A 22555-nucleotide genomic window follows, 5' to 3' on the forward strand; every position below is an offset into this window, starting at 1 on the left:
GGTCTCACGCCGTCGGCGACGCCGGGCCCCGGTGCGCCGGGTCGGCGAGCTCCCACCGGACGGTGACGGTCGCGCGGACCTCCTGGCTGCCCGGCTCGACGACGAGCGCGTCGCTCGTCGCCTTCGCCGCGAGGACGCGCGCCACCGGGGCGGGCGCGCCGTCGTCCTCCCGGATCTCGACGACCGGACCGAGCGACCGTCCGGCGAGGCGGGCGTACTGCTCGGCGCGGGCGCGGGCGTCGGCGAACGCGGCCTCGCGCGCCGCGGCCGCGAGCGGGCCGGGGTCCCCCACGGCGAGGCTGGTCGAGTCGAGCCGGCCCACCGGGCCGGCGGCGTCGAGCGCCGCGCGCACGACCTCGCCGCTCGCCCCCACGTCGCGCAGCGTCGCGCGCAGCGTGAGGCGCGCGGTCGTGCGGGGGCCGTCCTCGCGCTGCTCGGTCCACGTGGACGTCTGCGACGTGCGCAGGTCGGACGGCGCCACGCCGTGCGCGACGAGCGCGTCCCGCGCCGCGGCGAGCCCGGCGTTGGCGCGGTCGAGCGCGTCCTGGACGCCGGGCGCGCTCGCCTCGGCGCCGAGCTCGACGACGGCGACGTCCGGCGTGGCCGTCACCGCTCCCTGACCGGTGGTCGTCACCCCAGAGCCGTTCATGGCCGTCATGCTCGCACGGACCGCCCGGGGTCGCCCCCGTTTCACCCGGGTGAGCGCGGCACGGACGGCCCGCGGCCTGCCACTCTCGTGTCAGAGGGGCACGACGTCGTGCCCGTCCCCGCACCCGGGAGGTCCGCGTGAGACGTCTCCTCGCTCTCGCCGCGCTGCTCGTCGCGCTCGCCCCGGCCCCGGGCGCGGCCGCCGCGGACGCCGCGGGCACCGACCCGGCCGCCACGACCCCGCGCGCGTGCGCCGACGCGCTCGCGCTGCTCGACGACTCCCGCCCCCGGGACGCGGTCGCGCTGGTCGACGCCTACCGCGCGACGGCCTCGTCCCCCGCGGACCCGGCGGCGCGGGCCACGGCGTGCGCCGACGTGCGGGACGCGGCGGTCGCCGCGCGGGACACCGCCGCGACGCTCGCCGCCGAGGCGGAGGCCCTCGAGCCCGGCGGGGCGCGGCCGACGTCCGGGGAGGCCGAGTCCTGGGCCGCCGCGCAGGCCCGCGCGGAGCAGGCGCTCGCGCTCGACGCGCAGGACGCGCGGGCCGCCGCCGTGGTCCGCGCGGCGCAGGAGGAGGAGACCACGGTCCCGGACCGCGCGGCGTCCGCCTGGGACGGGTTCGTCGAGGCGGTCTCGCCCCTGGGCCCGCCCCTGCTCGCGCTCCTCGTCGGCGTCCTCGTGCTCGCCGTCGTCGCGCGGCTCGTCGTCCCCGTGACGCTGCGCTGGCCCGTCCTGTCCGCGGGCGAGCGCGTACGCGCGGGCGCCGCCGGGTGGGGCGCCCTCGTCGCCGGCGCGGCGCTCCTCGTGTGGGGCCCCGCCGCGGGCGCGAGCACGTGGACGGGCTCCGGCGTCGCGGGCGCGACCCTCGCGGTGGTGGTCCTCGTGCTCGGGTTCGTCGCCGGTGTCGTGGCGGTGGCGCTCGCCCTCGGGCGGCTCGTCGCGCCGGGTGCCCGCCACGACCACACGCGCTGGTGGGCGTGGGCGACCGCCGTGGCCGGCGTCGCCGCGGTCGCGGCCGTCGTGCTGTCGGCCCGCGCCCTCGGGGCCCGGGCACCGTCGCGGCAGGGCCCGTCGCGGCGGGGTCCCTCGTGGCGGGGGCCGTCCTGGCGGCGCTCGGCGTGCTCCTCGTCGCCACGGTCCTCGCGACCCGGCTGCGGCTGACGATCGAGGTGACGTCGGGCCGCTCGGGCGACCGGACGACGTCGCACGAGGGGACGGGCGGGGCGCGCCTCGTCGCGCTCCTGGGCGAGCTGGGCGCCGAGCCGCCGCGCGGCCTGGAGGTACCCCGCGGCACGGACATCAGCGCCCTCAGCGGGTCCGCGCTGTCCGAGCTGCCCCAGGGCGCGTTCGTCAAGGCGGTCGTCAGCCTGGCCCAGGGCGTCGTCGGGTCGGTCCCCTGGCGGGTCACGGTCGAGGAGCGGGACGCCGACCACCTGGCCGTCGTCGTCACCAGGAACGGACGGGCCGCGGGCTCCGCCGCGCTCGACCGGGCGGGGCTCCTGCGGTTCGACCCCGAGGACCCGACGTCGGCCGCCGCCGCGGCGCAGGTCGACCTCTACCGTGCCGCCGCGGCCGTCGTGCTGCTGACGCTGGCACGCCACCACGCGGGCTTCGAGGGTCTGTGCGGGGCGACGTCGTGGCGCAGCCTCGCCCTCCAGTACGTCGCCCAGAGCGACCTCACCGACGCGCCGGACCGGGAGCGGGAGCTCCTCGCGCGCGCCGTCGACGTCGACCCGCGCAACGACCTGGCCCAGGTCGCCCTCGCCCATGCCGAGGGCCGGCACCACACCCTGCGCGAGGACCTCGACGCGTACGGCGACTGGCTCGACCGGTTCGTCACGCGGAGCGAGGGCCGCAGCGGGTACCGCTCGCTGCGGCTGCGGGCCCAGTACTCGCGCGCCGCGACGACGGTGAACGCGTGCTTCGCCCCGGGCCGCGACGGGGACGACCCGGCGGGCGGGCTCGACGCGACCGCCGTCGACGCGGTCCGCGCGCTGCTGGAGGCGCTCGCGGTGGAGCGTGCCGCGGGGCGGGAGGACGCGCTCGTCGTCCGGCTCCAGGACGCCGTCGAGAGCCTCTACCGCCAGGCGGAGGCCGCGGCCCCGGCGCTGGAGCCCGTGGCAGCGCAGCGGGTGCCGGCGGCACCGGGGACGAAGCCGGGCGATCGGACCGGGTCGAGCGAGACGGCCGAGTCGGTCGAGACGGCCAGGTCGGCCGAGACATCCCGGGAGCGCCTGCGGCGCGCCTACCGGGCCGCCCTGGCCCGCGACCCCGAGGGCGCGGACCCGCCGTCCCCCACGACCCCGACCGGCGAGTACAACCTGGCGTGCACGTACGCCGTCCGCACGACGCCGCTCGATGCCGCGGACGCGCTCCGCACGACCGACCACCTGCGGCGCGCGGTCGTGCTCGCCGACCTGCGCGCGTGGCTCCACGACGACCCGATGCTGGCCGCGTACCGCGAGCGGCCGGAGTACGCCGCGGAGTTCGGCCAGGACCCGCTCGACCTGCTCTCCGTCGCGCCGTTCGCCCGGTACGCGCCGGCCCTGCGCGCGTGGGGCCTGACGACGGAGCAGCGGATCGTGGCGGTCCCCCCGCCCGACCTCGCGGCGCTCCTCGGGACGACGCCCGAGGAGGCCGCGAGGGTGCGCGCCGCCGCGCACCTCGCGGCGGACCTCCCGGCGCTCCCGGGCCGCTGCGACGTGCTCGACGTGCTGCTCGCGCACGACGTGGGCGCCCTGCCCCCGGCCGGGCAGGGCCTCCCCGACGACGTCGCCCGCGCCGTGCGGTCCCGCGTCGGGCGCCTGCGGCTCACGCCGTCGGAGCGCGACCGGTTGCGCTCCGCGCTGGCCGGGTGGCTGGGCTGAGCCTCAGCTGTTGCCGTCGAACAGCGAGGTGACCGAGCCGTCGTCGAACACCTCGCGGATCGCGCGCGCGATGAGCGGCGCGATGGAGAGCACCGTGAGCTGCGGGAACTGCTTCTCGGCCGCGATGGGCAGCGTGTCCGTGATGACGACCTCGCTCGCCCCGCACTCGGACAGGCGCTGGGCCGCCGGGTCGGACAGCACGCCGTGCGTCGCGGCCACGATGACCGACCGCGCGCCCGCGGCGAGGATGACGCGCACGGCCTCGGCGATCGTGCCGCCGGTGTCGATGAGGTCGTCGACGAGCACGCAGTCGCGGCCCTCGACGTCACCGACGACGCGGTTCGCGACGGCCTGGTTCGGGCGCGTGACGTCGCGCGTCTTGTGGACGAACGCGAGCGGCCCGCCCCCGAGCTTCGCGGCCCACTGCTCGGCGACGCGGATGCGGCCCGCGTCGGGCGAGACGACCGTGACGTTCGACGTGTCGACGCGCGAGCGCACGTAGTCGGTGAGGATCGGCATCGCCCACAGGTGGTCGACCGGCCCGTCGAAGAAGCCCTGCGTCTGCGCGGCGTGCAGGTCGACGCTCATGAGGCGGTCGGCGCCCGCGGCGGTGAACAGGTCGGACATGAGGCGCGCCGAGATCGGCTCGCGACCGCGGTGCTTCTTGTCCTGGCGGGCGTACCCGTAGAACGGCTGCACGACCGTGATCGTGCGGGCCGAGGCGCGCTTCGCGGCGTCGACCATGAGGAGCTGCTCCATGATCCACTGGTTGATCGGCGCGGTGTGGCTCTGGAGGATGAAGACGTCCGAGCCGCGCACCGACTCGCCGAACCGGACGTAGATCTCGCCGTTCGCGAAGTCGTACGCGGTCGTGGGCAGCAGGTCGATGCCCAGCTCCCGCGCGACGTCGTTGGCCAGCTCGGGGTGCGCGCGCCCCGAGGCGAGGACGAGGGACTTCTCCCCGTTGCCGGCGATCGTGCTGCTCATACCAGTGGGTTCCTTCGGTGGGGTTTCCGGGTGCGGGGTAGGTCTGAGGTCGGCTGGCCGGTCGCGGTCAGTCTGTCGTGGTGGCGGGACGACCGCCACGCAGCGCCTCGAGCGTGTGCTCGAGCTCGGGCGCGGGCGGCGGCGGGGTGGGGCGGTCGGCCGTCGCGGCGGCGCTCTGGTCCGCGAGCTGGGCCTGCGCCTGCGCGCCGAGCGGGGGCGCCTCCGGGTCCGCGGCGCGCGCGGCGGCCGCGGCCTCGGCGGCGGGCGTGCCGGCGCGACGCCGCTCGACCCAGCCCTCGATGTTGCGCTGCTGGCCCCCGCTCACGCCGAGCGCGCCCGCGGGCACGTCGCGGCGGATGACGGACCCGGCGGCGGTGTACGCGCCGTCGCCGACGCTCACGGGCGCGACGAACATGTTGTCCGCGCCGGTGCGGGCGTGCGAGCCGATGACGGTGCGGTGCTTGTGCACGCCGTCGTAGTTGACCGTGACCGACGCGGCGCCGATGTTCGTGTGGTCGCCGATGGTCGCGTCGCCGACGTAGGACAGGTGCGGGATCTTCGACCCCTCGCCGATCTCCGCGTTCTTCGTCTCGACGAACGTGCCGATCTTGCCCTGCGCACCGAGCACGGTGCCGGGCCGCAGGTACGCGAACGGTCCGACGGACGTCCCCGCGCCCAGGACCGCGAGCGAGCCGTGCGTGCGGGTCACGGTCGCGCCGGCGCCGACCTCGGTGTCGGTGAGCGTGGTGTCCGGGCCGACCGTCGCGCCCTCGGCGACGACCGTCGCGCCGTGGAGCTGCGTCCCCGGGAGCAGCGTCACGTCGCGCGCGAGCTCGACGTCGACGTCGACCCACGTCGTGGCCGGGTCGACGACCGTCACGCCCGCGCGCATCCAGTCCTCGAGGATCCGGCGGTTGAGCTCGGCGCGCAGCGTCGCGAGCTGCACGCGGTCGTTGACGCCCTCGACGACCGTCGGGTCGTCCGAGACGAGCGCCCGCACGACGCCGCCCTCGGCGCGCGCCGCGGCGACGACGTCCGTCAGGTAGACCTCGCCCTGCGCGTTGTCGCGGCCGAGCGTACCGAGCCCGCGCCGCAGGACGGCGGCGTCGAAGACGTAGATCGACGCGTTGATCTCGCGGATCGCGAGCTCGTCGGCCGACGCGTCCTTGTGCTCGACGATGCGCAGGACGTCGCCGGTCGCGTCGTCGCGCACGACGCGGCCGTAGCCCGTCGCGTCGTCGAGCTGCGTCGTCAGCATCGTCACGGCGTTGCCGTCGGCGACGTGCGCCGCGAGGAGCTGGGCGAGGGTGCCGCCGTCGAGCAGCGGGGTGTCGCCCGCCGTGACGACCACGGGGCCCTCGAGGCCGTCGCCGACGCCGCGCCCCTCCTCGCCGTCGGGCACGCCGTGGACGAGCGCCTGCGCGTGCGCCTTCGCGTCGAGCGCGACGAGCGCGCACTGCACGGCGCGGCCCGTCCCCGGGATCTCGTCCTGGTCCACGACGACCGCGTCCGGGTCGACCGACACCGCGTGCTCGGCGACGCGGTCGCGCTCGTGCCGCACGACGACGGCGAGCAGGGCCGGGTCGAGCGAGCGCGCCGCGACGAGCACGTGCCCGAGCAGGCTGCGGCCCGCGAGCGTGTGCAGCATCTTGGGGGTGGACGACTTCATCCGCGTGCCCTCGCCTGCGGCGAGGACGATCACGGCAGCGGGGGCGACGGTGGTGTCGGTGCCCTGCTGAGCTTCCATGGGTGTTCCCCTCGGGATCGGTGGCACGAGCTCCGCCCCCAGGACTCGAACCTGGACCAAGGGCACCAAAAACCCTTGTGCTGCCGATTACACCAAGGCGGACCGGACCCGGCGACGCCGTGCTCTCACGTGCTCGGCACGTGCACGTCACCTGCCCGTCGCCGCGCCCCCGGTTCGACCCGGGCCGCGGCGGGCGGGCCGGGTCCGGGAACAGTCTGCCAGGTCGGTCCCCGTGCCCGACGCCGCGCGTGCCCGTCTCGCCCCATCCGCACCGGACGCGGGGCGTGGCCCGCACCACACCCGCGCGCGCGCCCGACGACGCCCGCGCCGGCGGGCGCGGACCCTCCGGCTGCCGCGACCGCCCGCACGGCATGATGGACCCGTGGCAGACTCCAGGCGCACCCCCCGATCCCGCATGACCGCGAGCCAGCGGCGCGAGCAGCTGCTCGCCGTCAGCCGCAAGCTGTTCGCCGAGAAGGGGTTCGAGGGGACGAGCGTCGAGGAGATCGCCGCGCGCGCCGAGGTGTCCAAGCCCGTCGTGTACGAGCACTTCGGCGGCAAGGAGGGCATCTACGCGGTCGTCGTGGACCGCGAGGTGCAGGCGCTCACCGCGGCGCTGTCGGGCGCGCTCGACGAGGGCGGTCACCCGAAGGTGCTGCTGGAGCGCACCGCGCTCGCCCTCCTGTCCTACATCGAGGCGTCGGAGGACGGCTTCCGGATCCTCGTGCGCGACTCCCCCGTCGCGCAGGCCACGGGCACCTTCTCGAGCCTCATCGGCGACGTCGCGACGCAGGTCGAGCACCTCCTGGCGCACCAGTTCCGCACGCGCGGCCTCGACCCGAAGGTCGCGCCCATCTACGCGCAGATGCTCGTCGGCATGGTCGCCCTCACCGGTCAGTACTGGCTCGACGCGCGCTCCCCCAAGAAGACGGAGGTCGCGGCGCACCTCGTCAACCTCGCCTGGAACGGCCTCGCGGACATGGAGAAGCGGCCGCACCTCATCACCACGAGGTCCTGACGCAGATCCGCTCCCCGAACCCGCGTCATGACAGCGGGGTCAGCCCGTCTCTCTGGCGGCAGAGCAGAACGACGAAGCGGGGCAGCGGATGCACGGGCACGACCGGTCGGCCGACCAGGGGTACGGCGACCCACGGGACGAGATCCGTCCCACGGTCTGGGGGTACGTGACCTGGACGACCGCACGGTGTCTGCAGGGCGACGTCCCGGGCGCGCCCGCGCGCGTCGTCCAGCGCACCGACGTGCTCGTCCCGGGCCTCACCCCCACGAGCTGGACCGGGTGCGTCGGCACGCCGAGTGGCGCGCGTCGGTCGACGTGGTGCGGGTCGGTCTCGTCGCAGGCGTGACGACCGCGCTCGCCGCCCTGGTCGCCGGGCGGCACCTGGCGGCGCCCGAGACGCTGCTCCTCGCCGCCGTCCTCGGGCTCGTGGCGGCGCTCCTCACCGTCGTGCTCCTGCACCTGACGGGCCCGCGCCTCACGCGGGTCGAGCGTCGCGCGCTGCGCCGGGCCGTGGAGATCCGGCGCGTGCGGGTCGCGCCCCCGACGTCGGCCGTGATGCGCGTGCTCGTCGCGATGAGCGCCGTCGAGTCGGTGTCCGGGCGGCTCGACGAGCAGGACGCCGCGCTCGCGCGCGAGCTGCTCTGGGTCTCGCTCGACGCCGTCCGGCGCGACGACGCCGCAGCCGTCGACGAGGCGACCGGGACGATGCTGCGCCTCGCCGTGCGGGCCGCGCGGACGCTGCCGACGGTGCGCGACGAGCACCTCGGCTGACCGGCGGGCCCGACGTCGGCAGGGGCGCACCCCCTGCTTCCGCACGGCCAGGACGTGACATCTGTCCCGTGCCGCGCGCGTTCGCGCGTGGTTGTGTGGAGCGCATGGCGACACTCGAGATCGACTCGCTGACCAAGTCCTACGGCGACGTGCGCGCCCTGGGCGGCACGTCGTTCGACGTCCGCGCCGGGGAGATCTTCGGCTTCGTCGGCTCCAACGGCGCCGGCAAGACGACGACGATGCGCATCGTCCTCGGCGTCCTCGCCCCCGACGGCGGCGAGGTCCGGTGGGAAGGCCGGCCCCTCGACCTGGTCGCCCGCCGCCGCATCGGCTACATGCCGGAGGAGCGCGGCCTCTACCCGCGCATGAAGGTCGGCGAGCAGCTCGTCTACCTCGCCCGGCTGCACGGGCTGTCCGCCGCGGCGGCGAAGGACGCGATGGAGCGCTGGACCACGACGCTCGGCGTCGAGGCGCGCCGGGGCGACGAGGTGCAGAAGCTCTCGCTCGGCAACCAGCAGCGCGTCCAGCTCGCCGCCGCGCTCACCCACGACCCCGAGCTGCTCGTGCTCGACGAGCCGTTCAGCGGGCTCGACCCCGTCGCCGTCGACGTCATGAGCGGGGTCCTGCGCGACCGCGCCCAGGCGGGCGTGCCCGTCGTGTTCTCGTCGCACCAGCTCGACCTCGTGGAACGGCTGTGCGACCGCGTCGGCATCATCAAGGACGGCGCGATGGTGGAGGTCGGCACGATCGACGAGCTCCGTCGCACCGAGCAGGAGCGCTGGGTCGTGGACGGCCCGCCCGGCGCCACGTGGATCGGTGCCGTGCCCGACGCGCGGGCCGTCAGCCTGGAGGGGTCGCGCACCGTCGTCGAGCTCGTGCCCGGTGGGTCGACCGGCGACGGGACCGGGGGCGTCCCCGGCGGGCGCGAGCAGGCCGTGCTGCGCGCGGCGCTCGCCGCCGGGCCCGTGCACGAGTTCGCGCTCGTCCGGCCGTCGCTCACCGAGCTGTACCGCGACGTCGTGAGCGCCGAGGAGAAGCCGGCCGCGACGGCCGCCGAGACCGTGGAGGTGGGGGCATGAGCACGAGGACCTCGTTGACGTCCTGGGGCACGATCCGCCTCGTCGCGGGCCGCGAGATCATGACGCGGCTGCGCTCCAAGTCCTTCGTGTGGCTGACCGTGATCCTCGTCGGCGCCGTCGTGCTCGGCGGGGTCGTGCTCAACCTCGCGAGCGGGTCGGGCCCGAGCGCCGAGCGCGTGGGGGTCACGCCGCAGACCGCGGCGCTCGCCGAGGCGATCGAGACCACGGGGAGCACGCTCGGGACCGACGTCGAGACCGTCGACGTCGCGGACGACGCCGCGGGCGAGGCCCAGGTGCGCGACGGCGACCTCGACGCCCTCGTCACCGGGAGCGTCGGCTCCCCCACGGTCGTCGTCGACACCGAGCTGTCGTCGGGCCTCACGGCCGTCTTCACCACGCTCGCCCAGCAGACCGCGCTGTCGGACGCCGTCGCGAGCCTCGGGGGCGACCCCGCCCAGGTCGCGGGCGACGTCGCGACCGCCGCGCCGGACGTGCGCACCATCGGCGAGCCGAGCGAGTTCGACCCGGCGCGCTACGTCACCGGCCTGGTCACCGGCATCCTGCTCTTCATGGCCATCATGATCAGCGGCCAGCTCATCGCGCAGGGCGTCGTCGAGGAGAAGACGAGCCGCGTCGTCGAGCTCCTGCTCTCGACCGTGCGCCCGTGGCAGCTCATGGCCGGCAAGGTCCTCGGCATCGGCCTCGTCGGGCTCGGGCAGGTCGCGCTCGTCGTGCTCGCGGGCGTGGGGACCGCGCTCGGCCTCGGCCTCGTCGACACCTCGACGATCGACCTCGGGACCGCCGCTGCCTGGGCGCTCGTGTGGTTCGTCGTCGGCTTCGTCAGCTACGCGCTGCTCATGGCCGGCCTCGGCGCGCTGGTGTCGCGCCAGGAGGACGTCGGCGCGGTCACCACGCCCGTCACGTTCCTCATGATCGTGCCGTACATCGTGGGCGTCTCCGTCGCGCCGTGGGCGCCGGACAACCCGCTCGTCGTCTGGCTGTCGTACGTGCCGCTGTGCTCTCCGCTGCTCATGCCGGTCCGCATCGCGCTCGGCAGCGCCGAGACGTGGGAGGCCCTCGTCGCGCTCGGCCTCTCCGTCGCCGTCATCCCCCTCCTCGTGTGGCTCGCGGCGAAGATCTACTCCAACGCCGTCCTGCGCACCGGCGCCCGCGTCAGGCTCACGGACGCCCTGCGCACGTCCTGACGGCGGGGCCCTGCCCCGCCGAGAGAGAGGCGTGGTTCGCCGAGAGAGAGCCCGGGTCGGGCGAGGTAGAGCCCGGGTCGGGCGAGGTAGAGCCCGGGTTCGGCGAGGTAGAGGCCAGGTTCGGCGAGGTAGAGGCCAGGCCCGGTGGTCGACGACGGTGGGTCGCCACCCTGTGCTCGTGTCGCCCTGATAGGTGCGCGCCCAGGCACGACCACGCCTCTACCTCGGCGGACAGCGGCTCTACCTCGGCGGACAGCGGCTCTACCTCGGCGGACAGCGGCTCTACCTCGGCGGACAGCGGCTCTACCTCGGCGGACAGCGGCTCTACCTCGCGGCGGCGGGTCTTGCGACGCGCCGCGACGGCCGGCGAGCCGTCAAGAGTCTTGACGTCGAGACACGTCGAGTACCCTCGCGTCATGGACCAGCAGCACGAGGACGAGGTCGACCGCATCGTCGCGGCGTGGCAGCGCGAGCGGCCGGACCTCGACGTCGAGCCGCTCACCGTGTTCTCCCGGGTCGACCGGCTCGCCCGGCACCTGGACCGGGCGCGGCGCACGGCGTTCGCGCGCGGGCACCTGGAGACGTGGGAGTTCGACGTCCTGTCCGCGCTGCGCCGCGCCGGCGAGCCGTACCGCCTCTCCCCCGGGGCGCTCGTCACCCAGACGCTCGTGACGAGCGGGACCATGACGAACCGCATCGACCGGCTCGAGGAGCGCGGGCTGGTCGTGCGCCGCCGCTCGCCCGACGACCGGCGCGGCGTGCTCGTCGAGCTCACGCCCGAGGGCCTGGAGCGCGTGGACACGGCGATGACCGACCTCCTCGCCGTCGAGGCCCGCATCCTCGACGCGCTCGAGCCGGGCGAGCGACCTGCGCTCGCGGCGCTCCTGCGTACAGTCGGAGGACAGTTCGACGACTGACCGTCGGCCCGGACGACCGGGCGGGCGTCGCCGCACGCGCCTGCACCCGGAGGTCCCCGCCCGATGCCGTCGTCACGGCCGCCCCGCCCGAGCACGTTCCGCGGCGGGATCGACGGGGTCCTGCTCGTCGCCGTGCTGCTCGTGGCCGTCAACCTGCGGGCGCCGCTCACGGCGCTCCCGCCCGTCGTCGCGGACGTCGCGGCCGACCTCGACCTCACCGCCGCCGCGGCGGGCCTGCTCACCGGCATCCCGGTGCTGTGCTTCGCGCTCGCGACGCCCGCCGTCGCGGGCCTGCTCGGGCGGTCGTCGCTGCGGACGGCGATCGCCGTCGCGCTCGCGCTGATCGTCGCGGGGACGGTCCTGCGCTCGGCGGACCTCGCGGCGCTCGGCGCGGCCGGGACCTTCGCGGGCACGGTGCTCCTCGGGCTCGGCATCACGACGGCGAACCTCGCGGTGCCGATGATCGCCCAGCGCGACTTCCCCGGGCACGTCGCGACGGTGACGGGGCTGTACACGGCGGCGATCAACGTCGGGACCGTCGCGACGACGGCGCTCACCGCACCGCTCGCGGACGCCGTCGGGTGGCGCTGGGCGCTCGCGTCGTGGTCGGTGCTCGCGGTCGTCGCGCTCGTGTGGTGGCTGCGCGCGGTGCCGCGCGAGGCGCGCGAGCCCCGGGGCGTGTCGGCGGAGACCGCGCCCGACCCGGCGGCATCGCAGACGGAGGCCAGGGCGACCGGGGATGCGGCCGCGGCGGACGCGCTGGCGGCGGCCGCGGCGGAGGGCGTCACGGGCACCGACCCGACGACGGCCCGCGAGCGCCACGTGCTCGCGACGCCGTTCACGTGGTGGCTGTGCGCGATGTTCGCGCTCCAGTCGTCGAGCTTCTACGCGCTCACGGCGTGGCTGCCGCTCGTCCTGGAGGACCTCGCGGGCATCCCGCGCTCCGCGTCGGGCGGCGCGGCGTCGCTGTTCCAGGGCTTCGCGATCGTCGGCGGTCTCGCGGTGCCGCTCGCCGCGCGCCGCCTCAGCCTGCGGCAGACGTTCGTCGGGATCGCGGTGCTGTGGCTGACGCTGCCCGTGGGGCTGCTCGTCGCGCCGGGGCTCTGGGCGGTGTGGGCGTCCGCCGCGGGCGTCGCCCAGGCGGCGAACTTCGTCGTGATCTTCACGCTCGTCGCCCAGCGGTACCCGACGGTCCGGCGCGGCCGGCAGGCGTCGGCGACGGTGCAGTCCGTCGGGTACTGCCTGGCCGCCGTCGCGCCCACCGCGGCCGGGGCGCTGCAGACGGCGACGGGGACGTGGACGGTGCCGGTCGCCGTCGTGCTGGGTGCGCTCGTGGTGATGACCGGGATCGGGCTGGTCCTCACCGGCGCTCCCCGTCGTCGCGCGGGCTGAGCGCGAGGCCCCTCTCCCCCGAAGCGCCTCCTCGACCCTTGACCCCCACTCGCGCCGGTGTTTATGGTGTACACACAGTTTATGGCGCACACGAACAGTGTGCGCCGCACACGAACGGCCGACGGAGAAGGAGAAGGCGATGACCGGACCGATGATCGCCGCGCAGGGGCTGGAGAAGTCCTACGGCGACCACGCCGTGCTGCGCGGCGTCGACCTGACCGTGCGCCGCGGCGAGATCTTCGCGCTGCTGGGGCCCAACGGCGCGGGCAAGACGACGACCGTCAACATCCTCACGACCCTCGTCCGGCCCGACGGCGGCACGGCCCGCGTCGCGGGCGCCGACGTCGTGCACGACGCCGCGCGGGTGCGCGAGACCATCGCGCTCACGGGCCAGTACGCGTCGGTGGACGAGTTCCAGACGGGCCGCGAGAACCTCGTGATGATGGGCGAGCTCGCGCACCTCCCCCGCCGGGCGGTGCGCCCGCGCGCCGCCGCGCTGCTCGAGCGCTTCGACCTCACCGACGCCGCGGACCGGCGGGTCGGGACCTACTCGGGCGGCATGCGCCGCCGCCTCGACCTCGCGATCAGCCTCGTGGCCGACCCGGCGGTGCTCGTGCTCGACGAGCCGACGACGGGCCTCGACCCGGCGTCGCGCGCGCAGCTCTGGGAGGTCGTGCGGGGCCTCGCCGCCGACGGGACGACCGTCCTGCTGACGACCCAGTACCTGGAGGAGGCCGACCGCCTGGCCGACACGATCGCCGTCCTGCACGACGGCCGCGTCGCGGCGCGGGGCACGGCCGCCGAGCTCAAGACGCTCGTCGCGGGCGACCACGTGCGCGTGGCGTTCGACGACCGGGAGAGCCTGGCCGCCGCCGTCGGGCTCGCGCCCTCGATCGGGCTGGCCCGCCCGACCGCCGACGCGAAGGACCTCTCCCTCACCGCACCGAGCGACGACCCCGTCCGCACCATCCGCGACGTGCTCGCTGCCGCCGACGCCCACGCGCTCGCGGTCGTGGGGGTCAGCGTCGTACGGCCCACGCTCGACGACGTGTTCCTCGCCCTGACCCGGAAGAAGGGCGCCCGATGAGCGCCGCACCCACGACCACGCTGCCCCGGCCGTCCCGCACCAAGCAGCCGCGCGCGCGGCAGACCCCGGCCACCGCGGCGCGCGACGTCCGCACGATGGTCGGCCGCGAGACCCGCCGCCAGCTGCGCAGCGTCGACGGGCTCGTCACGGCCTTCGCGCTGCCGGTGATGATCATGCTCGTCTTCGTCGTCATCTTCGGCGGGGCGATCGGCGGGGACGACTACATCGACTACGTCGTGCCCGGCGTGCTCGTGATGTGCCTGGGGTTCGGCTCCGCGACGGCCGCGGTCGGCGTCGCGCAGGACATGACGTCCGGCACGATCGACCGGTTCAAGACCCTGCCGATCTTCGGGCCGTCCGCGCTGTGGGGGCACGTCGTGGCGAGCGTCGTGCGCAACCTCGCGTCCGCCGTCGTGGTCGTCGGTGTCGCGCTCGCGCTCGGCTTCCGGCCCGACGCCGGGCCGGCCGACTGGGCGGGGCTCGTCGCGTTCGCGGTCCTCGCCGTGCTGACGTTCACGTGGCTGAGCGTGGCGCTCGGCCTCGTGCTGAGCGTCGAGGCGTCGCAGTCCGTGAACTTCCTCTTCCTGTTCGTGCCCTACCTCAGCTCGGGGTTCGTCCCGATCGACACCATGCCGTCGTGGCTGCACGGGTTCGCCGAGAACCAGCCGTTCACGCCGGTCATCGAGACGTTCCGCGGGCTTCTCGCGGGCGCACCCGACGCGTCGACGGCCCTCACGGCCGTCGCGTGGCTCGCCGGCTTCCTCGTCGCGAGCTGCACCGCCGGCTCCCTGCTCTACCGCCGACGGACCGCCCGCTGACCCCCCACGCTCTTCCCCCTGGCCCTCCCGCGCGGCCGAGCAGGTGGTCCTGGTGCGTCCGGTCGACAGGACGCACCACGACCACCTGCTCGCGCCACCGGGAGGGCCTGCTCGGCAGGGCTGCGACCCACGTCCGGGCACCGTCGGGGAGGATGAAGCCATGACGGACGCACCCGACCTCCCGCCCCGGCTCGCGCTCGCGTGGGGCGTGGCCGAACGCCCCGAGCGCGCGCCCAAGCGCGAGCTGAGCATCGAGCGGATCGTCGACGCGGCCATCGAGCTCGCCGACGCCGACGGGCTCGGGGCCGTGTCCATGGCGAAGGTCGCGCAGAGCCTCGGCTTCACGACGATGTCGCTCTACCGGTACGTCACGAGCAAGGACGACCTGCTGCTCCTCATGCAGGAGGCCGCGCTCGACGTCGAGTACCCGCCCGCGCACGAGCCCGCCGACTGGCGCGCCGAGCTGCGCGAGTGGGCGCAGTTCACGATGGCGGTGTTCGCGTCGCACCCGTGGTTCCTCGACATCCCCGTGACCGGCGCGCCGCTCACGCCGAACAACCTGCGCGGCGCGGACGCCGGGCTGCGCGCGCTGCGGTCCACGCCGCTCGACGACGAGGAGAAGATGTCCGTCATCCTCCTCGTCAGCGGGTACGCCCGGAACGCGGCGCGGCTGCAGACCGACCTCGCGCGCGCCGTCGCGGCGGCCGGGGGCGACGAGGCGGTCCAGGGCGGCGCGTGGGCCGACGCGCTGCGCGGGCTCGTGGACGAGGTGCGGTTCCCCTACCTGCGCCCGCTCGTCGAGGCCGGCACGTACGCGGGCGAGGGCGACATCGACGACACCGCGTGGGGCCTGGAGCGGGTGCTCGACGGGATCGCCGTCTACGTCGACGCGCGGGCCGCCGGGGCGCCCGGCGCGGGCCGCGCGCCCGGGCGGCAGCCCACCACGGTCACGGAACCCGCACCGGCGACGGACCCGCGGGACGCCGTCGCGCCCGTCGAGGTCGCGGTGCACGTCAAGGACGCGCGGGTCAAGAAGGCGACGCTCCGGCGGCGCGACGCGGAGCGGCGCGTGCGCGAGGCCCAGAAGAAGGTGCGCGAGCTCGAGAAGGCCCTGCGGGACGCCCAGAAGGCGGAGCACGAGGCGGCCCGCGCGGCCGTCGAGAAGGCGCGCGGCTGACGCACCACGCACGACGGCGGCCGGCCACCCCCAGGGGTGGCCGGCCGCCGTCGTGCGTGAGCGGGCGGGGTCACTCGGCGAGCGCGAAGCCCGTCGTCCAGGAGGTCTTCTCCCCCGCCGCGAGCGTGAGCTGCAGGAAACCGAGAGCCTCGAGCTCGTGCGCGCGCTTCAGCGAGCCGGCGTCGACGACGCGGACCCCGGACACGGCGCCCGCGAGGGCGGCCTTCGCGTCGGCGTCGTCGCCCGCGACGAGGACCGTCGTCGCGAGCGGCCCGACCTGGCCGGTGGCGAGCGTCGCCGCGAAGTTCGTGTTGAACGCCTTGAGGACGCGCGCGCCCGGGACGCGCTCCTGGATCTGCGCCGCGGCCGACGAGCCGTCGGGCACGACGAGGGAGTCGAACGTCGCGAAGTCGAGCGGGTTGGTGATGTCGACGAGGACCTTGCCGTCGAGGCGGCCCTCGTAGGCGCCGAGGACGTCGTCGAGCGCCCCGTACGGGAGCGCGAGCACGACGACGTCGCCGGTGATCTCGTCGCCGACGGTGCCCGCCGTGACGCGCGGGTCGACCTCGGTGGCCTCACGGGTCAGGACCTGCACCTGGCTGCCCGCGGCGAGCGCGAGACCGGCGATGGCCGAGCCCATGTTCCCGGCGCCGATGATGGTGATGCTGCTCATGGTGGCTTCCCTTCCTCCGCCGGCCCGACGGTCGGCTATTAGTTGTTGCTACAACTAACACCGTACGCCGCTAAAGTTGTACCGTCAACTATGCGGATCGCCGCACCGGAGGAGGCACGATGACGACGGAACCCCGCTGGCTCGACGACCAGCAGCTCGACGCGTGGAAGCGGCTCGTGGCGGTCGTGGAGCTGCTGCCGGGCGTCCTCGACTCCCAGCTCCGGCGCGACGCCGACCTCAGCCACTTCGAGTACTACGTGCTCGCGATGCTCTCCGAGGCGCCGCGGCGCACGCTGCGCATGACCGACCTCGCGGGCGCCACCAACGCCACGCTCCCCCGGCTCTCCCACGTCGTCGCACGCCTCGAGAAGCGTGGCCTCGTCGAGCGCGTGCCGTGCCCCGAGGACCGCCGCGCGACGAACGCGCACCTCACCGACGCCGGCTGGGAGAAGGTCGTCGCGACCGCGCCCGGGCACGTCGGGACGGTGCGCGACCACGTGATCGACGCGCTCACCGACGAGCAGGTCGAGCAGCTGGACGCCATCGCGGGCGCCATCCTCGAGCGCGTCGACCCCGACGACCGCATGGGCTTCCTGCGGCGCTGAGCCGCACACCCGCGCCCGGCTGGGCCCCGGCGACACGCCCCGGGCGTCCGGACCCGGGTCCCCGCGCGGTCAGCGGGTCCGCACGGGCCCCGCGAGGACGAGCCGCTCGCCCGGCGCGAGCGCGCCGAGCGCGACGAGCGGGTCGTCGACCGCGAGCTCGACCCGCCCGGGCAGGGCGGCGAGCACGTCGTCCCACTCCGGGGCGGCGTCGTCCACCTCGACGCTGTGCCCGTTCACGAGGTCGAACGACACGTACCGGGCGGTGCCGCCCGGGGCACCGAGCGCGAACGCGGTGACGCGGCGCACGTCCGCCCACGGCGCGAGGACGCCGCCCTGCCCGTCGTCGACCTCGACGCCGCGCGCGGACACCGCGACGCGCATCCGGTCGGCCGTCACCCGGCGACCTCGGCCGCCTCGAGCCACGCCGCCTCGAGCTCGTCCTTCTCCGCCGCGAGGGTGCGCAGCTCGGCGTCGAGCTCCGCGACCGCCGCGAAGTCGGTCGCGTTCGCCGCGATCTTCTCGTGCAGCCGGCCCTCGGCCTCCGCGATCTTGCTCAGGCGCCGCTCGATGCGGTTGATCTCCTTCTTCGCCGCCCGCACCTCGGCCGCGCTCGGGCCCGGGGCCGCCACGGCCGGCCCCGCGTCCGGTGTCGCGTCGGCGCCGCCCGTGGGCGCGAACCCGGTCGACGCCGCGCCCGCGCCCGCGAGCGCCGCGCGCCGCAGCTCGAGGTACTGCTCGACGCCGCCCGGCAGGTCGCGCACCTGGCCGTCGCCGAGCAGCGCGACCTGGCGGTCCGCGACGCGCTCCAGCAGGTAGCGGTCGTGCGAGACGACGATCAGGGTCCCGGGCCAGCCGTCGAGCAGGTCCTCGAGCGCGGCGAGCGTGTCGGTGTCGAGGTCGTTCGTCGGCTCGTCGAGCAGGAGCACGTTGGGCTCGGCGACGAGCAGGCGCAGGAGCTGCAGGCGCCGCCGCTCGCCGCCCGAGAGGTCGCGCACGAGCGTCTGCGACCGCTCGCGCGTGAAGCCGAGCCGCTCGACGAGCTGGGACGCGGAGAGCTCCTTGCCGTCGACGACGACCGAGCGCTTCTCGTCCTCGATCACCTGGATCACGCGCGCGCCGGCGATGTCGTCGAGCTCGCCGACGTCCTGCGACAGCTCCGCGACGTGGACGGTCTTGCCGCGCTTGACCCGCCCGGAGTCGGGCTCGCGCCGCCCGGCGAGGAGCGCGAGGAGCGTCGTCTTCCCGGCGCCGTTGACCCCGACGACCCCGTACCGGTCGCCGGGCCCCAGGCGCCACGTGACGTCGTCGAGCAGCACGCGCTCGCCCTGACCGTCCTGGCGCGGCACCGCGACCGTCACGTCCTCGAGGTCGAGCACGTCCTTGCCGAGGCGCTTCGTCGCGGTGCGCGTGAGCTCGAGCGTGTCGCGCGGCGGCGGGACGTCGGCGATGAGCGCGGCGGCGGCGTCGAGCCGGAACTTGGGCTTGGACGTGCGCGCGGGCGCGCCCCGCCGGAGCCACGCGAGCTCCTTGCGCAGCAGGTTGTCGCGCTTCTCCGCCGCGACGGCCGCGGTGCGCTGGCGCTCGGCGCGCGCGAGCACGTACGCCGCGTACCCGCCCTCGTAGCCCTCGACCTGGCCCGAGCCGTCGCCGCGCACCTCCCACATGCGCGAGCACACGGCGTCGAGGAACCAGCGGTCGTGCGTGACGACCACGAGGGCGCCCTTCGCGCCCGGGCGTGCGAAGCGGTCGCCGAGGTGGGCGGCGAGCCACGCGACGCCCTCGACGTCGAGGTGGTTCGTGGGCTCGTCGAGGAACAGCACGTCGTGGTCGGCGACGAGGAGGGCCGCGAGCGCGACGCGGCGCCGCTGCCCGCCGGACAGCGTGTCCGCCGGGGCGTCGAGGTCGAGGTCGCCCAGCAGCCCCGCGTGGACGGTGCGGATGCTCGCGTCCGACGCCCAGGCGTGGGTCGCGGCGTCGCCGTGCACGAGGTCGCGGATCGTCGCGCCGGTGCCCACGTCGTCGCGCTGGTCGAGCAGGCCCACCCGCAGGCCGCCCACGCGGGTGACACGGCCGCCGTCGGGCTGCTGCGTGCCCGCGAGGAGGCGCAGGAGCGTCGTCTTGCCGGCCCCGTTGGGGCCGACGATGCCGACGCGGTCGCCGTCGTCGAGGCCGAGCGAGACGTCGTCGAGCAGGGTGCGGGTGCCGACGGTCAGCGAGATGCCGTCGGCGCCGAGAAGGTGAGCCACGCCGTCGAGCCTAGGCCGCACCCCGTGGGTGCGGGAAATAGCCGCCGATCCGCGACCGGACCACGACTGTCCCCCGCACCCACGGGAGGGGCGGTCAGCCCTTGAGGCCGGTGTGCGCGAGGCCCTGGACGAACTGCTTCTGGGCGACGAGGAACACCGCGAGGACCGGCAGCACCGTGAGCGTCGTCGCGGCGAGCTGGACGTTCCACATCGGGCCGCCGTAGGCGTCGACGTACTGCGTGAGCGCCTGCGGGAGCGTGAACCGGTCCTTGCTGGACAGGTACACGATCGGCTCGAGGTAGAGGTTCCACGACTTGAGGAACGTGAAGATCGCGACGGCCGAGATCGCCGAGCGCGACAGCGGGAACGCGATCCGCCAGAAGATCCCCCACCGCCCGAGGCCGTCCATGCGCCCCGCCTCCTCGAGCTCGCCGGGGAGCCCGAGGAAGAACTGGCGCATGATGAACGTCGCGAGGACGCTCGGCGCCCCGAGGATCGGGATCACCACGAGCGGCCAGTGCGTGTCGATGAGCCCGAGCGAGTTGACCATCCGGAACAGCGGGACGATCGTCACCTCCGACGGCACGAGCAGCCCGACGAGCACGAGCAGGAACAGCGCGTTCGCCCCGGGGAACCGGATGCGCGCGAACGCGTACCCGGCCATCGAGGCCACGAGGATCGTCCCGACCGTCACGACCACGGCGATGTAGAGGCTGTTCCAGTACTGCTGCGCGAACGGCTGCAGCCGGAACACCTCGCCGTAGGCCGCGAACGACGGGTCCTGGGGCCAGAGCGTCGGCACGGCCCGCAGGATCTCGCTCATCGGCTTCAGGCTCGACGTCGCCATCCACCACGTCGGGAAGACGAACGGCACGCTGAGCACCACGAGGAGCGCCACGAGCGCCGCGCGCCCCCAGCGGCGGCGCGTGCGCGCGCTCCCCGTGCGGCGCGCGGGCCGTCCGCCGCGGGTCGCCGCGCCGTCGGCGCCGCCCGTGCCCGACGCCGCAGGCCGGGCCGGGCCGTCGTCCGCGCCCGGGAGTGTGGCCGGGCCGGGCATCACGTCAGACTTCATGGAAGACCCACCTCTTGCGCGTCTGCCACTGCACGAGTGTCAGGACGAGGACGATGACGAACAGCAGAACGGAGATCGCGCTCGCGTAGCCGAAGTCGTTGAACCGGAACGCCTGCTGGTACAGGTAGTAGACGAGCACGGTGGTCGAGTTCCCCGGCCCCCCGCCCGTGAGCACGGCGATCTGCGCGAACACCTCGAGCGAGCCCACGATCGTGAGGATCGAGACCAGCAGGACGGTCGGGCTGATGAGCGGGAGCGTGATCGACCGGAACCGGCGCCACGCGCCCGCGCCGTCGATGCGCGCGGCCTCCTGGATCTCCTCGGGCACCCCCTGCAGGGCCGCGAGGAACAGGATCATGTTGAGGCCCACGTTCTTGAAGACCTGCACGACGATCACCGAGAGCATCGCCGTCGTCTCCCCGCGCAGCCAGTTCGGGCCGTCGACGCCGAGCAGCGACAGGAACCCGTTGATGCCGCCGTCCGCCTGGAGCAGGAAGCTCCACACGATCGTCCACGCCACGAGGGACACGACGACGGGCGAGAAGAAGAACGTGCGGAACGTCGTCGTGCCGGGGAGCCGCTGGTTGAGCAGCACCGCGAGGACGAGCGCGAGCGAGATGTTGAGCACGACGAGCCCGACGGAGAACCACAGGCTCGCGAGGAGCGAGTCCCGCAGCCCGGGGTCGGCGAGCATCCGCTCGTAGTTGTCCCCGCCCGCGAACGTGAACGTGTTCGCGAGGACGTTCCACTCGTGCAGCGAGTACCAGACGACGGCGACCAGCGGCGCGACGACGAACGCGAGCGCGCCGAGCACGGCGGGCGCGACCATGGTGTAGCCCACGGCCGCGTCCCGTCGTGCGAGTGCGGAGGACGCCACGCTCAGTCCCCGAGCAGGGGCTGGATCGCCGCGCACGTGTCGGCGAGGACGCCCTCGACGTCCGCGTCGGCGGTCCACAGCGCGTCGAGCTGGGCGCGCACCGTGTCCTGCAGCTTGGCGAAGTTCTGGTGCGACGGCTTCGTCACGGCGCCCTGGATGCCGTCGACGACGACCGCCTGGAGCTGCTCCTCGCTGAGCTTCGGGTTGGCGGCCCCGAGCGTCTCGGCGGTGAGCAGCGACTCGCGCGGCGGCGGGAAGTACGCGGCGAGCGTCTCGGCGTTCTCCGGGTTGGTGAACCACGCGAGGAAGTCGGCCGCGACGTCGGGGTGCTCCCCGGCCGCGAAGACGCCGATGCCGGCCTGGCCGATGACGTTCTGCTGGCCCGCCGGGCCCGCCGGGAGCGGCACGACGTCCCACCCGAACGAGTCGTCGAGCGACGACGCGCGGCTGATCTGCGTGATCGTCATGGCGGAGTCGCCCGCGAAGAAGTCGGCCGTCGTGCCGGGACCGGGCAGCGCCTTGTCGACGAACGTCGCGTCGTGGATCCACGTGAGGGCGTCGACCATCTCGGGGTCGGTGAACGTGCACTGCGTGCCGTCCTCGCTCCACGGCGTCGCGTCCCAGCCGTCCCAGATCGTCGACAGGTTCTCCCAGACCTTGTAGTCGAAGTCGCGCACCACGAGGCCCTGCTTGCCCGACGTCGCGGCGGCCGCCGCCGCGATCTCGCGGACCTGGTCGTAGGTCCAGTCGCCCGACGCGACGAGGTCGGCCGGGTTCGGCTGGCCCGCCGCGGCGACCTGGTCGGTGTTGACGAACAGCGCGAACGGCGAGTTGGAGAACGGGTAGGCGTAGAGGCCGCCGTCCTTCTCCCACAGCGCGAGCGACGAGTCGAGCAGGTCGTCGTACGCGTACCCCTCGGTCTCCTGCAGCTTCGGGCCGACGTCGACGAGCGCGCCGCTCGCCACGAACTCGGGCGCGTAGCTCTCGAGGATCCACGCGAGGTCCGGCGCGTTGCCGCCCGCGAGCTGCGTCGTGAGGGACGTCGTGTAGTCCTCGAACGGGATGGTCTCGAACGTCACGCCGGACACGAGGTCGGGGTTCTCCGCGACGTACGCGTCGGCGATCTCCTGGAACTGCGCGAGCTGCGTCTCGTCGGCCGTCCAGACGGTCATGCGCAGCTCGACCGGCTCGCTCGGGGTGCTCGGCTCGCCCGCGACGTCGTCGCCGCCGCCGGAGCACGCGGTGAGGACGAGGGCGAGCGCGACGCCGCCGGCGGCCAGGGGTGCGCCGACGAGGCGGCGGCGCGGGGCGGACCGAGGGGCCGACCGTGGGGTGAGGGGGTTCATCAGTTCTCCTTCGGACTGAGGGT

Annotated in this window: 21 protein-coding genes and 1 tRNA gene; 12 read left to right on the plus strand and 10 right to left on the minus strand. The window is 75.1% G+C overall.

Annotated features, from left to right (window positions below):
- Window positions 1-4: 4 nt before the first annotated feature.
- Window positions 5-649 (minus strand): SIMPL domain-containing protein, encoded by a 645-nt coding sequence (locus BJP59_RS13125; protein WP_228485056.1) that lies wholly within the window; start codon window positions 647-649, stop codon window positions 5-7.
- 137 nt (window positions 650-786) lie between these two features.
- Here BJP59_RS13125 and BJP59_RS13130 point away from each other — a divergent pair, with 137 nt between their 5' ends.
- Complete coding sequence (locus BJP59_RS13130; protein WP_194521137.1) at window positions 787-1809, plus strand: hypothetical protein; 1023 nt, start codon at window positions 787-789, stop codon at window positions 1807-1809.
- A complete protein-coding gene (locus BJP59_RS13135; RefSeq protein ID WP_194521138.1) occupies window positions 1737-3515 on the plus strand; it encodes a hypothetical protein in 1779 nt (592 codons plus the stop codon). Before BJP59_RS13130 ends, BJP59_RS13135 begins: the two co-directional genes overlap by 73 nt.
- 3 nt (window positions 3516-3518) lie before the next feature.
- Here the strand turns inward: BJP59_RS13135 and BJP59_RS13140 are convergent, their stop codons facing one another.
- The 3 genes from BJP59_RS13140 to BJP59_RS13150 all read right to left on the minus strand — a co-directional run bounded on the left by BJP59_RS13140 (window position 3519) and on the right by BJP59_RS13150 (window position 6351).
- Window positions 3519-4502 (minus strand): ribose-phosphate diphosphokinase, encoded by a 984-nt coding sequence (locus BJP59_RS13140; protein WP_024841193.1) that lies wholly within the window; start codon window positions 4500-4502, stop codon window positions 3519-3521.
- Window positions 4503-4569: 67 nt separating this feature from the next.
- A complete protein-coding gene (gene glmU / locus BJP59_RS13145; RefSeq protein ID WP_061268698.1) occupies window positions 4570-6249 on the minus strand; it encodes a bifunctional UDP-N-acetylglucosamine diphosphorylase/glucosamine-1-phosphate N-acetyltransferase GlmU in 1680 nt (559 codons plus the stop codon).
- 30 nt (window positions 6250-6279) lie between these two features.
- A tRNA-Gln gene (locus tag BJP59_RS13150) sits at window positions 6280-6351 on the minus strand.
- 313 nt (window positions 6352-6664) lie between these two features.
- Between BJP59_RS13150 and BJP59_RS13155 the strand changes: the two genes are divergently transcribed.
- The 9 genes from BJP59_RS13155 (at window position 6665) to BJP59_RS13195 (ending at window position 15713) form a co-directional block, all read left to right on the plus strand.
- Window positions 6665-7267: a TetR/AcrR family transcriptional regulator gene (locus tag BJP59_RS13155; RefSeq protein WP_031317332.1), complete on the plus strand. Its 603-nt coding sequence runs from the start codon at window positions 6665-6667 to the stop codon at window positions 7265-7267.
- A 279-nt stretch (window positions 7268-7546) separates the two neighbouring features.
- Window positions 7547-8038 (plus strand): hypothetical protein, encoded by a 492-nt coding sequence (locus BJP59_RS13160; RefSeq protein WP_194521139.1) that lies wholly within the window; start codon window positions 7547-7549, stop codon window positions 8036-8038.
- A gap of 104 nt (window positions 8039-8142) precedes the next feature.
- Window positions 8143-9117, plus strand: coding sequence for an ABC transporter ATP-binding protein (locus BJP59_RS13165; RefSeq protein WP_194521140.1), 975 nt, complete (start codon window positions 8143-8145; stop codon window positions 9115-9117).
- On the plus strand, window positions 9114-10322 hold the full coding sequence (locus tag BJP59_RS13170; RefSeq protein ID WP_194521141.1) for an ABC transporter permease: 1209 nt from the start codon (window positions 9114-9116) through the stop codon (window positions 10320-10322). Before BJP59_RS13165 ends, BJP59_RS13170 begins: the two co-directional genes overlap by 4 nt.
- 416 nt (window positions 10323-10738) lie before the next feature.
- Window positions 10739-11239 (plus strand): MarR family winged helix-turn-helix transcriptional regulator, encoded by a 501-nt coding sequence (locus BJP59_RS13175; protein WP_021482856.1) that lies wholly within the window; start codon window positions 10739-10741, stop codon window positions 11237-11239.
- 63 nt (window positions 11240-11302) lie between these two features.
- On the plus strand, window positions 11303-12631 hold the full coding sequence (locus tag BJP59_RS13180; protein ID WP_194521142.1) for an MFS transporter: 1329 nt from the start codon (window positions 11303-11305) through the stop codon (window positions 12629-12631).
- Between the two features lie 139 nt (window positions 12632-12770).
- Complete coding sequence (locus BJP59_RS13185; protein WP_194521143.1) at window positions 12771-13718, plus strand: ATP-binding cassette domain-containing protein; 948 nt, start codon at window positions 12771-12773, stop codon at window positions 13716-13718.
- Entirely contained in the window at window positions 13715-14536 is an 822-nt protein-coding gene (locus tag BJP59_RS13190; RefSeq protein WP_228485057.1) for an ABC transporter permease, read from the plus strand. The genes BJP59_RS13185 and BJP59_RS13190 overlap by 4 nt, the downstream gene beginning before the upstream one ends.
- A gap of 160 nt (window positions 14537-14696) precedes the next feature.
- The gene (locus tag BJP59_RS13195) at window positions 14697-15713 is read left to right on the plus strand and encodes a TetR/AcrR family transcriptional regulator (RefSeq protein WP_194521144.1); all 1017 of its coding nucleotides are present in this window, start codon (window positions 14697-14699) and stop codon (window positions 15711-15713) included.
- Between the two features lie 70 nt (window positions 15714-15783).
- Here BJP59_RS13195 and BJP59_RS13200 read toward each other — a convergent pair whose 3' ends face one another.
- Window positions 15784-16386: an NADPH-dependent F420 reductase gene (locus BJP59_RS13200; protein WP_076406275.1), complete on the minus strand. Its 603-nt coding sequence runs from the start codon at window positions 16384-16386 to the stop codon at window positions 15784-15786.
- Between the two features lie 119 nt (window positions 16387-16505).
- On the opposite strand from BJP59_RS13200, the gene BJP59_RS13205 reads away from it, so the two are divergent.
- Window positions 16506-16991, plus strand: coding sequence for a MarR family winged helix-turn-helix transcriptional regulator (locus BJP59_RS13205; protein ID WP_021483746.1), 486 nt, complete (start codon window positions 16506-16508; stop codon window positions 16989-16991).
- A gap of 69 nt (window positions 16992-17060) precedes the next feature.
- Here the strand turns inward: BJP59_RS13205 and BJP59_RS13210 are convergent, their stop codons facing one another.
- From BJP59_RS13210 to BJP59_RS13230, 5 genes are all read right to left on the minus strand, one after another.
- Window positions 17061-17387 (minus strand): hypothetical protein, encoded by a 327-nt coding sequence (locus BJP59_RS13210; RefSeq protein WP_034654213.1) that lies wholly within the window; start codon window positions 17385-17387, stop codon window positions 17061-17063.
- Entirely contained in the window at window positions 17384-19237 is a 1854-nt protein-coding gene (locus BJP59_RS13215) for an ABC-F family ATP-binding cassette domain-containing protein (RefSeq protein ID WP_061268710.1), read from the minus strand. The genes BJP59_RS13210 and BJP59_RS13215 overlap by 4 nt, the downstream gene beginning before the upstream one ends.
- A 94-nt stretch (window positions 19238-19331) precedes the next feature.
- Window positions 19332-20309, minus strand: a complete 978-nt coding sequence (locus tag BJP59_RS13220) for a carbohydrate ABC transporter permease (protein ID WP_228485058.1) — start codon at window positions 20307-20309, stop codon at window positions 19332-19334.
- Window positions 20299-21186, minus strand: coding sequence for a carbohydrate ABC transporter permease (locus BJP59_RS13225; protein WP_228485059.1), 888 nt, complete (start codon window positions 21184-21186; stop codon window positions 20299-20301). Before BJP59_RS13225 ends, BJP59_RS13220 begins: the two co-directional genes overlap by 11 nt.
- 2 nt (window positions 21187-21188) lie before the next feature.
- Window positions 21189-22532 carry an ABC transporter substrate-binding protein gene (locus tag BJP59_RS13230; RefSeq protein WP_061268083.1) on the minus strand — a complete coding sequence of 448 codons (1344 nt, stop codon included), beginning with the start codon at window positions 22530-22532 and terminating at the stop codon, window positions 21189-21191.
- Window positions 22533-22555: the final 23 nt, after the last annotated feature.

The sequence above is a fragment of the Cellulosimicrobium sp. JZ28 genome (genome assembly GCF_015327065.1).
Classification (GTDB): Bacteria; Actinomycetota; Actinomycetes; order Actinomycetales; family Cellulomonadaceae; genus Cellulosimicrobium; species Cellulosimicrobium funkei.